Raw genomic sequence first — 10,344 nt, 5'->3', positions numbered from 1 at the left:
GGAACCAGTCGCGGCAGGTGATGCGATTGCCGGTCCAGTTGTGGAAGTATTCGTGCGCGACCACGCTCTCGATGGATTCGAAATTGGCGTCCGTCGCCGTGTCGGGCGAGGCGAGGATCAGCCGGTCGTTGAAGATGTTGAGGCCTTTGTTCTCCATCGCGCCCATGTTGAAATCCGACACGGCGACGATGTTGAACACGTCGAGATCGTACTCGCGCCCGAAACGAACCTCGTCCCACCGCATCGAGCGCTTGAGGGCATCCATGGCCCATTCCGCCCGCGCTTCCTTCCCGTGCTCGACATAGATCTTGAGCCCTACTTTTCGTCCCGACATGGTCTTGAATGTCGACGCGATCGGAGAGAGATCCCCGCCCACGAGCGCAAACAGGTAGGACGGCTTCGGGTGCGGGTCGTTCCACACTGCGAAGTGCCGGCCGTTCGCGAGGCGGCCCGTCTCGCCGGGGTTTCCGTTGGCGAGCAGCACCGGCACCGTTGCCGCGTCCGCCTCAACGCGGCAGGTATAGGTCGCGAGCACGTCCGGCCGGTCCGGAAAGAACGTGATGCGCCGGAAACCTTCGGCCTCGCACTGCGTGCAGAACACGCCGCGGGACCGATAGAGCCCCTGCAGCGCCTTGTTTGCCTCCGGATTGATGAGGGTGTCGATCTCGAGGACGAACGGCCGCGACGGGACCTTGGGAATCGTCAACGAGACGTCGTCGCGCTTGATGTCGCCGGACGCAAGCTCTTTGCCGTCGATGGCGATCCGCACCAGCTCGAGCTGCTCGCCGTCGAGCACCAGCGCTTTCGCGGCTGTACCCGCAGCCGGATTGCGACGCACCTTGAGCCGCGCCTTGACCTCCGTCCGCTCGGGGTCGAGCGCGAAGGCGAGATCCACGTGATCGACGAGATATGCCGGTGGACGATAGTCCTTGAGGCGTCGCGGACGAGGCTGATCGGGTTTCATGGCATCTCCGCTGCGCTGAATCGGCGCCGAGTATGCACCTTAAGACACGACGCGCCGATGCCAAACGGTAATGGAGAGAACTGTCAGCGATTGAGCGCAATCACGAGGGTGCGCGGATTGCCGCCGTTCTCCGAGATGTAGTTCTGAAACAGCGTGTTCAGGAACGTCGTCATCTCGAAGCCGATGATCTCCGCTTCGCGCACCTTGTAGGCATCGCCCCGCCGCACGATGCGCCAGCGCACGTCATAGGTCTCGCCGCTCTTCAGCGTGATGCGGCTGTCGACGTAGATGCCGTTCGCCGTCTCCTGCGTCTGCCCGGTCATGATCGCCTTCGCCACCGGATACTTCGGCCCTTCCTTGGCGGCGTAACGCGAGATGAAATTGATCATGCCCGCGTAGTAGGCGGGCCGGTCGGACTTATCCAGGCTCTGCGCATAGGAGCCGAGCGCCGTGATGGCGATGGTCGGCACGTCCGCGTGACTGCGCAGCACGGTGGCGTAGTCGTTCTCGGAGCCCGAGCGTTGCGCGGCGATGAGCTGGTTTGCAACGCGCTGCATGTAGGCCGCCGGCGACTCTGCGGCGGCTGCAAGCGAAGGGATGGTGAGGAGAAGAAGAGCGAGAGCTGCTGCTCTGAGCGCGAAGACCGGCCCCCCCGGGGACTGGCGCTGGCAAACCGTCGTCATCAACATCTGCTCCCGCAGTTCCGGACGTGCCCGCTTTCCCGGAGGGGGAATTGCGGATGCACACCGCCATTCAGCACGCGAAAGCTTGTTTAGTCAAAGCTTCGCAGGGCTTGGAGCACTCCGTCCCGCCGCGCAGCGGCGTGCGGCGCCTTACGCCGTCGCCAGCTGGGTTTTCGGCTCCGTCAGACGAAAATACCCGTGTAGCGGCATAACGCTAGCGGCCTCTCGCGACGGAATTTCGGCAAGGACGAAAAGTCGCGCCACGGACGATAATGTCTCGGCCGGAATCTGCGGCGACACCGGCAAATGCACCGAGCGCGACCGGCGCCGATGCACCAGCACCAGCTCCTGGCGGGTGCCGGAAACCGACGTGCGGACCCGCTGCGCGAGGCCGGCGTAGTGTGCGATCGGCTCGGTCCACGACCGCGCCCCGAACAGTCCGACGGCCTCGCAATGCACCGCCTCGCCATCGATGGTGATGCGCCGCCGCTCGAGCCCTCGGCGCGCGAAATGCGCCAGCGGCCAGCCGAAAATCCAAAGCAGGGCAACGAGGCCGACCAGAAGCTGCACGCCGATCAGCGGCCGCGCAGACAGGATCGCGCGCGCCGCCGGGTCCGACGCCAGCTGCGCCACCACCAGCCAGAACGGCGTCATCAGTGCGATCAGGAGCGGGACCAGGAGCGCAATCAGCACGGTGCGTCCGCCGCGCTCGGGAACCAGCTCGAACACGAGCGGCGAGGCGGCGGGATCAGGGGAGGAAGGGGAAATCTGTAAAGAAGCCTGGTGTGACGCTGACTCGACAAGCGTGCCGTGCATGAGATCCTGCCCCCCAGAATATCGATCACGCAATACGAACCACCCGAACGGATCTTTTTAGCGGGGCAGTCTTTCCCGGAGGTTACCGGCACCACCAGGCCGGCCGGCGCGGTAAAAAAAATGTATCAGCCGCGAGACCCGGCAGTCGCCGGCCCGGCAGCCGTTCGCCCAGCCAGGCTTTAAAAGCGCGGGACCCGAGCAATCGTCACTTGACACATAAACATATCTTTATATGTTGCTCGGCAAGGTAGAGAGAGCCATGTCCGGAACCCTCGACACGCATGATTTGGTGCTTGCCCTCAAGGCCGCGGCGGAAACGACGCGGCTCAGGATCCTGCTGTTGCTGGCGGCCGGAGAGCTCAACGTCAAGGATCTGACCCAGATCCTGGGCCAGAGCCAGCCGCGCATCAGCCGCCACCTGAAGCTCTTGGCCGAAGCCGGCCTGATCGAGCGCTTCCGCGAAGGGAGCTGGGTCTACTTTCACGTCTCGGACCGGTCGGAGGGCGGCAGGCTCGCGCGCCGCATCCTGGAGACGGTCGACATGCGCGATCCCGTCCTCCGCCGCGACAGCGAGCGCGCCGACGCCTTGAAGCGCGAGCGCGAGGCGGCCGCTCAGACCTATTTCCGCGAGCACGCCGCGGACTGGGATCGGATCCGGACCCTTTATGTGTCGGAAACGGCCGTCGAGACGGCCATCGCCACGGCGCTCGCCGGCTCGCCGTTCAAGACTCTCGTCGATCTCGGCACCGGAACCGGCCGCATGCTCGAGGTGTTGGCCGATCGCTACGAGCGCGGCCTCGGTCTCGACGTCAACCAGTCGATGCTGGCCTACGCCCGCTCCAAGCTCAAGACGTCGGGTCTGGCACGAGCCGAGGTCCGCCACGGCGACATCTACAACGTGGCGCTCCCCGACGGGGCGGCCGACGGCGTCGTGATCCATCAGGTGCTGCACTACCTCTCGGAGCCCGCTCACGCTGTGAGCGAGGCGGCGCGCATTCTGGCTCCCGGCGGACGCCTCCTGATCGTCGATTTCGCGCCGCACGAGATCGAGAGCCTGCGCGAGAGCCACGCCCACGAGCGTCTCGGCTTCGAAGGGAAGCAGGTCGCGGCCTGGCTCGAGGATGCCGGCCTCACCGGCATCGAGATCAAAAGCCTAGCGCCCGAAGAGCACGACGGCCGTCAGCAACTCACGGTCTCCCTGTGGCTCGGCAGGAAGCCAGCGGCGGAAGAGACGTCCAAGAAATCACAAAAGCTCGAACGGATCGGATCATGACACCTCCAGGCAACGAAAGAAAAAGCCGCCTCCTGGGCGCGGGCGAGATCGACGTGTCGTTCGAGTTCTTCCCGCCCAAGACCGAGAAGATGGAGGCGACGCTGTGGGACGCCGTCACGCGGCTCGCCCCGCTCTGTCCCGAGTTCGTGTCCGTGACGTACGGTGCCGGCGGCTCGACGCGCGAGCGCACGCACGCGACCGTTGCTCGCATCATCAAGGAGACGGCGCTGCGCCCCGCCGCGCACCTCACCTGCGTCGATGCGACCAAGGAGGAGGTGGATGCCGTCGCGCGCGCGTATTGGGATGCCGGCGTGCGCCACATCGTGGCCCTGCGTGGCGACCCCGCGGGCGGTGCCGGCCACCGCTACGCGCCGACGGCCGGCGGATACCAGAATGCAGCCGATCTCGTGTCCGGCCTGAAGAAGATCGGCAACTTCGAGGTCTCAGTCGGCGGCTATCCGGAAAAGCACCCGGACAGTCCGACGCCGCAGGCCGACATCGACAACCTCAAGGCCAAGGTGGACGCCGGCGCCGACCGCATCATCACGCAGTTCGGCTTCGACAACACGCACTACCTGCGCTTCCTGGAGCGTGCCCGCGCCGCCGGCATCTGGGTGCCGATCACGCCCGGCGTGGTGCCGATCCACAATTTCCGCCAGGTGGCGGGCTTCGCCATCAAGACCGGCGCCAGCGTGCCGGCCTGGCTCGCCCGCCGCTTCGAAGGTCTCGACGAGGATGCCGCGACTACCCATCTGGTGGCGGCGGCTGTCGCCACCGAGCAGGTGATGGACCTCGTCGACCAGGGCATCAAGAGCTTCCATTTCTACACGCTGAACCGCGCCGACCTCGTGTACGCCATCTGCCACTTGCTGGGTCTGCGACCGCTCAAGGTCGCGCCCCTGGAAAGTCGCAAGGCCGCGAGCTGAAAAGATCGAGCAGATCGAGCAGAGAGCATGAGCAAGAAAGACATCAAGCAGGCCCTCGACAAGGCAGCCTCCGAGCGCATCCTGATCATCGATGGCGCTATGGGCACCATGATCCAGCGCCACAAGCTGGACGAGGCGGGCTATCGCGGCACACGCTTCAAGGACTGGCCGCGCGACGTGAAGGGCAACAACGATCTCCTGGTGCTGACGCAGCCCAAGATCATCCAGGACATCCACGAGCAATATCTCGCCGCGGGCGCCGACATCATCGAGACCAACACCTTCAACGCGCAGAAGATCTCCATGGCCGACTATGGCATGGAGGATCTGTCGTACGAGATCAACGTACAGGCGGCGAAGCTCGCCCGCGCGGCGGCGGACAAGTTTTCGACGCCCGACAGACCGCGCTTCGTCGCCGGTGCCGTCGGCCCGACCAACCGCACGGCCTCCATCTCGCCGGACGTGAACAATCCCGGCTTCCGCAACGTCTCTTTCGACGAGCTGCGCGACGCCTACACGGAGCAGGTGAAGGCTCTGATCGAGGGTGGGGCCGACATCATCCTGATCGAGACCATCTTCGACACCCTGAACGCCAAGGCCGCGGGGCTCGCCACCCTGGAGGCCTTCGACGAGACGGGCGTCACGCTGCCGATCATGATCTCAGGCACCATCACCGATCGCTCGGGCCGCACGCTTTCGGGCCAGACGGCGGAAGCCTTCTGGTATTCGATGCGCCACCTGAAGCCGTTCTCGATCGGCCTCAACTGCGCGCTCGGTGCCGAGCTGATGCGCCCGTACCTCGCCGAGCTGGCCCACGTCGCCGACGTGCGCATCTCGGCTTATCCGAACGCCGGGCTCCCGAACGCCATGGGCGAGTACGACGAGACGCCGGACGACATGGCCTGCAAGACCGAGCCCTGGGCGGCAGACGGCCTGATCAACGTCATCGGCGGCTGCTGTGGCTCGACGCCGGACCACATCCAGCACATCGCCGAGCACGTCGCGTCATACAAGCCGCGAGCGATCCCCGAGATCGCTCCCAAGATGCGCCTCTCCGGCCTCGAGCCCTTCGTGCACGGGTGAGCCGATGACAGCGCTGAAGTTCGAGGACCAGAAACTCCCCGATCTCGATGATTACGCGGCTCTGGCCGAGCAATTCATTCCGGGCCGGCGGGCGATTTTTGCCATTGTCGAAGCCGCGTTCCTCGAGCTTCTTTCGCAGCGTTCGGCCAGGATATTGGTCGTCGGAGCTGGTGGAGGCGAGGAGATCCTGCGGCTCGGCCAGCATAACCCGCACTGGTTGTTCGTCGGCGTGGACACCTACGCGCCCATGGTCGAATTGGCGCGCAAGCGTCTCGCCGAGACGCCGGTCGGGGCGCGAAGCCAAGTGTACGTAAAGCCGATCGACGGCCTCGATGAGAAGGATTTCGATGCCGCCACGTGTATCCTCACGGCGCATTTCGTTCCGGACGATGGAGCGAAGCTGGCGTTTTTCGAAGCTATCCGTGCGCGCTTGAAGCCGGGCGCGCCGCTCGCGATCGTCGACGGTGTCGGCGTTGCCGGTGAAGATCAGACCGAGCTCTTGCGGCGCATCTGGAAGCGGCATGCCGTCCGCAATGGCGTCGCGGAAGAGGTTGCCGAAAGTAATGCGGAGAACTTCAAGAAAGTCGCGGTGGTGTCGGAGCAGCGTCAAGAGGACTTGCTGACGAGCGCAGGGTTCGAGCGCCTGACGCCCATCTTCCGCGGACTCGCCATCAAAGGCTGGCTGGCCTTCGCATGATGGTACCGACGCCACCTCCTGGAACGTCATGGTCGGGCTTGTCCCGACCGTCCATCCGTCGTCCGGGTGAGAATGCGTGGAGATTTGGATCCTCGGGACAAGCCCGAGGACGACAGAGCATAGCAACAGGCGCCAACCGGCGCGGTGAACAGGTGAGATCGAAGTGACCGGAAGCGCAGCGCAATCCTTCATCAACGTCGGCGAGCGGACCAACGTCACCGGCTCGGCGAAGTTTCGAAAGCTCATCGAGGCCAACGACTATCCGGCCGCTCTCGCCGTCGCGCGCCAGCAGGTCGAGGCCGGCGCCATGATCCTCGACGTCAACATGGACGAGGGCCTGCTCGATTCCGAGAAGGCGATGACGACGTTCCTCAATCTCATCGCCTCCGAGCCCGACATCTCGCGCGTGCCGATCATGATCGACAGCTCCAAGTGGAGCGTCATCGAGGCCGGATTGAAGTGCGTCCAGGGCAAGGCCATCGTCAACTCGATTTCCATGAAGGAGGGCGAGGAGCAGTTCCTTGCACACGCGCGCAAGGTGCTGCGCTACGGCGCCGCCGTCGTCGTCATGGCCTTCGACGAGCAAGGCCAGGCCGACACCATCGAGCGCAAGGTCGAGATTTGCGAGCGGGCCTACAAGCTCCTGACCGAGAAGGTCGGCTTCCCGCCCGAGGATATCATCTTCGATCCCAACATCTTCGCGGTTGCCACCGGCATCGAGGAGCACAACGGCTACGGCATCGCCTTCATCGAGGCCGCGCGCCAGATCCGCGAGAAGATGCCGTTGACCCACATCTCGGGCGGCGTCTCGAACCTCTCGTTCGCGTTCCGCGGCAACGAGCCCGTGCGCGAGGCCATGCACTCCGTGTTCCTCTACCACGCGATCCGGGCTGGCATGGACATGGGCATCGTCAACGCCGGCCAGCTCGCGCTCTATGACGACATCCCGGCCGAGCTGCGCGAGCTCGCCGAGGACGTGATCCTCAACCGGCGCCCCGACGCCACCGACCGCCTGCTCGAGGCTGCGCCCCGCTTCAAGGGTGACGGCTCGGGCGCCAAAGCCAAGGAGAAGGATCTCTCCTGGCGCGAAGGCACCGTGCAGGACCGCCTCACGCATTCCCTCGTGCACGGCATCACCGACTTCATCGAGGCCGACACCGAGGAAGCGCGACAGCAGGCCGAGAAGCCGCTGCACGTCATCGAAGGCCCGCTGATGGCCGGCATGAACGTGGTCGGCGACCTGTTCGGCGCCGGTAAGATGTTCCTGCCGCAGGTGGTGAAGAGCGCCCGCGTCATGAAGCAGGCCGTCGCCTATCTGCAGCCCTATCTCGAGGAGGAGAAGAAGAAATCGGGACTGGACGAGATGCCGGCCGCGGGCAAGGTCGTCATGGCGACGGTGAAGGGCGATGTGCACGACATCGGCAAGAACATCGTCGGCGTCGTGCTCCAGTGCAACAACTACCAGGTGATCGACCTCGGCGTCATGGTGCCCGCCGCCAAGATCCTGGAGACGGCGAAGAAGGAAAAGGCCGACATCATCGGTCTCTCCGGCCTCATCACGCCGTCGCTCGATGAAATGTGTTTCGTCGCCGCCGAGATGGAGCGCGAGGGCTTCCATGTGCCGCTGCTGATCGGTGGCGCCACGACGAGCCGCGTCCATACGGCCGTAAAGATCAGCCCGAACTACAACCGCGGCCAGGCCATCTATGTGCTCGATGCCAGCCGCGCCGTAGGCGTGGTGTCGAACCTCCTCTCCGACACCGAGAGCAAGCCGTACGTCGAGAACATCAAGGCCGAATACGTGAAGGTCCGCGAGGCGCATCTCGCCAACGAGGCCAAGAAGCAGCGCATAACGCTGGCCGCGGCGCGCGCGAACAGGTTCAAGATCGATTGGGCGAGCTACGCGCCCCCCAAGCCGAGCTTCCTCGGCAAACGCGCGCTCAAGAATTTCCCGCTCGCCGACCTCGTCCCCTACATCGATTGGACGCCCTTCTTTCAGACCTGGGAGCTGACCGGCCGCTACCCGGCCATCCTCGACGATAACAAGGTCGGCAGCGAAGCGAGGAAGCTTTTCGCCGACGCCCGCGCCATGCTGGATCGCATCGTCGCCGAGAAGTGGTTCACCGCCAACGCCGTGGTCGGCTTCTGGCCCGCGAACAGTATCGGCGACGACATCGCGCTCTTCGCCGACGAGAGCCGCAAGCAGCCGCTCGAAACCCTCTTCACCCTGCGCCAGCAGATCGCCCGCGATCCCTCGCGCGACCGCGCCCACATCGCGCTCGCAGATTTCGTGGCGCCGAAGGAGACGGGCCTCGCTGACTACGTGGGTGGCTTCGCCGTCACCGCCGGTCTCGGCGAGGAGGAGGCCATCCGCGCCCATATCAAGGTCACGGACGACTACAGCCGCATCATCGCCAAGGCGCTGGCCGATCGCCTCGCCGAAGCCTTCGCCGAAGCGCTCCATGCCAAGGTGCGCCGCGAGCTGTGGGGCTACGCCAAGGGCGAAAGCCTCTCGAACGACGATCTGATCCTCGAAAAATACCAGGGCATCCGTCCGGCGCCGGGCTATCCGGCCCAGCCCGACCACACCGAGAAGGCGACGCTCTGGAAGCTCATGAACGTCGAGGCCGAGGCCGGTATCGAGCTCACGGAGAGCTATGCGATGTGGCCGGGCGCGGCCGTCTCCGGCCTCTACTTCTCGCATCCAGAAAGCCACTATTTCGGCGTGGGCAAGGTCGAGCGCGACCAGGTTGAGGACTACGCCCGCCGCAAGGGCTGGAGCGTCGCCGAGGCCGAGCGCTGGCTGGCCCCCGTCCTCAACTACGATCCCGTCTCCGCCCGCACCAACGCCGCCTGACAGGGCGCGAGGCCCGAGATTGTCGGTGACCCGCGAAACGTGCGATGATCGAGCCGCGGGAGCCGGCAACCGGTCCCTGCGCACCGGATCGGGGGGAATGACATGCCGTTCGTGAATCTCGCCGTGGCGCAGGCCACCGCTGCATGGATTGCCGCTCCCAACCTAGTCGGCATGGTGATGGAGTACGGGCCCCTGTACTTCTACGTCGTCGCCGCCGTTGGTGCCCTCATCGTTCTGATCGGGGCTTACATCGGCTCGCGCATCACGCCGTCCATCCCGGCGCCCACGGGACTTTCGCTCGTTGCCGCGGTCTCGTTTTCCATCATCGCCGCCTACGCTGCGATGGTATTTCTCGCCCCGCAAGTCGGCGTCTCGGAAGTCGCAACGCACCTCTTCACGTTTGCGCCCGTCGCCGCCGCCATCGCCGGCTACTTTTTCACGGCCCGGCCTGTCTCCGTGTGAGCGGATTTCGCCAATCCTTTGTTCCGAAATAGTGATCTTCGTGCTAGATCGAAGCCGCGCCGGATCTTCGCGCCCCGGCGCATGAATCGTGCTCTAAATCGGCGCATCCGCTGACCGGAGGGGAAGACGGCCGGCGGCAACCATGGGGGAGATCCTTCATATGCTTGGACGTCTCGTTCTATTGCTGCTCCAGATCGTGCTCGGCTGGTTCGGCGCCAATGCCGTCATGGGTTGGATCGGGGGCAGCGTCCCCGGTGCCTTCTCGATCTACGTCTTCGCCATCGTGGCCGCGATTGTCGTCTTCCTGGTCGGCATCATCGCCGCACAGGTCCTGCAAGGCGTCTGGACGCCCGGCAGCGGCACGCTTTCGGCCGCGCTCGTGGTCGGCATCATTGCCGCGTTGCTTTGGGAGTTCGGTCCCACCTTGCCGCTGCTTTCGGAAATTCCGTGGGGCCGCGTTCCGGAGAAATACGCCGTGCTCGCCGGTGCCATCCTCGGCTATCACATCAAGCGCTAGCTTTCGCGGAGCGCAAAACATAAGGCGCGGGACGGCTCCCGCGCCTTTTTTGTTTCAGACCTGCGA

The 10,344-nt window shown here is 64.9% G+C and carries 8 protein-coding genes and 2 pseudogenes; 7 read left to right on the top strand and 3 right to left on the bottom strand.

Annotated elements, in window-relative coordinates:
* The 3 genes from QZV93_RS14580 to QZV93_RS14570 all read right to left on the bottom strand — a co-directional run.
* Positions 1–964 (bottom strand): M1 family aminopeptidase (locus QZV93_RS14580; RefSeq protein ID WP_295559355.1); only part of this gene is annotated, 964 nt, incomplete at its 3' end.
* A gap of 83 nt (positions 965–1,047) precedes the next feature.
* A complete protein-coding gene (locus QZV93_RS14575; protein ID WP_295559354.1) occupies positions 1,048–1,647 on the bottom strand; it encodes an ABC transporter substrate-binding protein in 600 nt (199 codons plus the stop codon).
* Between the two features lie 150 nt (positions 1,648–1,797).
* Positions 1,798–2,463 (bottom strand): hypothetical protein, encoded by a 666-nt coding sequence (locus QZV93_RS14570; protein ID WP_295559353.1) that lies wholly within the window; start codon positions 2,461–2,463, stop codon positions 1,798–1,800.
* A gap of 259 nt (positions 2,464–2,722) precedes the next feature.
* Between QZV93_RS14570 and QZV93_RS14565 the strand changes: the two genes are divergently transcribed.
* The 7 genes and pseudogenes from QZV93_RS14565 (at position 2,723) to QZV93_RS14535 (ending at position 10,278) form a co-directional block, all read left to right on the top strand.
* The gene (locus tag QZV93_RS14565) at positions 2,723–3,736 is read left to right on the top strand and encodes a metalloregulator ArsR/SmtB family transcription factor (protein ID WP_295559352.1); all 1,014 of its coding nucleotides are present in this window, start codon (positions 2,723–2,725) and stop codon (positions 3,734–3,736) included.
* A complete protein-coding gene (gene metF / locus QZV93_RS14560) occupies positions 3,733–4,662 on the top strand; it encodes a methylenetetrahydrofolate reductase [NAD(P)H] (RefSeq protein WP_295559351.1) in 930 nt (309 codons plus the stop codon). The genes QZV93_RS14565 and metF overlap by 4 nt, the downstream gene beginning before the upstream one ends.
* Positions 4,663–4,689: 27 nt before the next feature.
* A pseudogene (locus QZV93_RS14555) lies at positions 4,690–5,733 on the top strand (homocysteine S-methyltransferase family protein); the annotation flags it as partial.
* Positions 5,734–5,749: 16 nt separating this feature from the next.
* Entirely contained in the window at positions 5,750–6,442 is a 693-nt protein-coding gene (locus QZV93_RS14550; RefSeq protein ID WP_295559350.1) for a class I SAM-dependent methyltransferase, read from the top strand.
* A gap of 187 nt (positions 6,443–6,629) precedes the next feature.
* Positions 6,630–9,299, top strand: a pseudogene (metH, locus tag QZV93_RS14545) (methionine synthase); the annotation flags it as partial.
* Between the two features lie 102 nt (positions 9,300–9,401).
* Positions 9,402–9,761: a hypothetical protein gene (locus QZV93_RS14540; protein WP_295559349.1), complete on the top strand. Its 360-nt coding sequence runs from the start codon at positions 9,402–9,404 to the stop codon at positions 9,759–9,761.
* Positions 9,762–9,921: 160 nt separating this feature from the next.
* Positions 9,922–10,278 (top strand): hypothetical protein, encoded by a 357-nt coding sequence (locus QZV93_RS14535; protein ID WP_295559348.1) that lies wholly within the window; start codon positions 9,922–9,924, stop codon positions 10,276–10,278.
* The last annotated feature ends 66 nt before the right edge of the window (positions 10,279–10,344 follow it).

Source organism: uncultured Hyphomicrobium sp. (genome assembly GCF_902826555.1).
In the GTDB taxonomy this organism is placed as follows: Bacteria; Pseudomonadota; Alphaproteobacteria; order Rhizobiales; family Hyphomicrobiaceae; genus Hyphomicrobium_C.
This window is presented reverse-complemented; position numbering and strand designations above follow the sequence as displayed.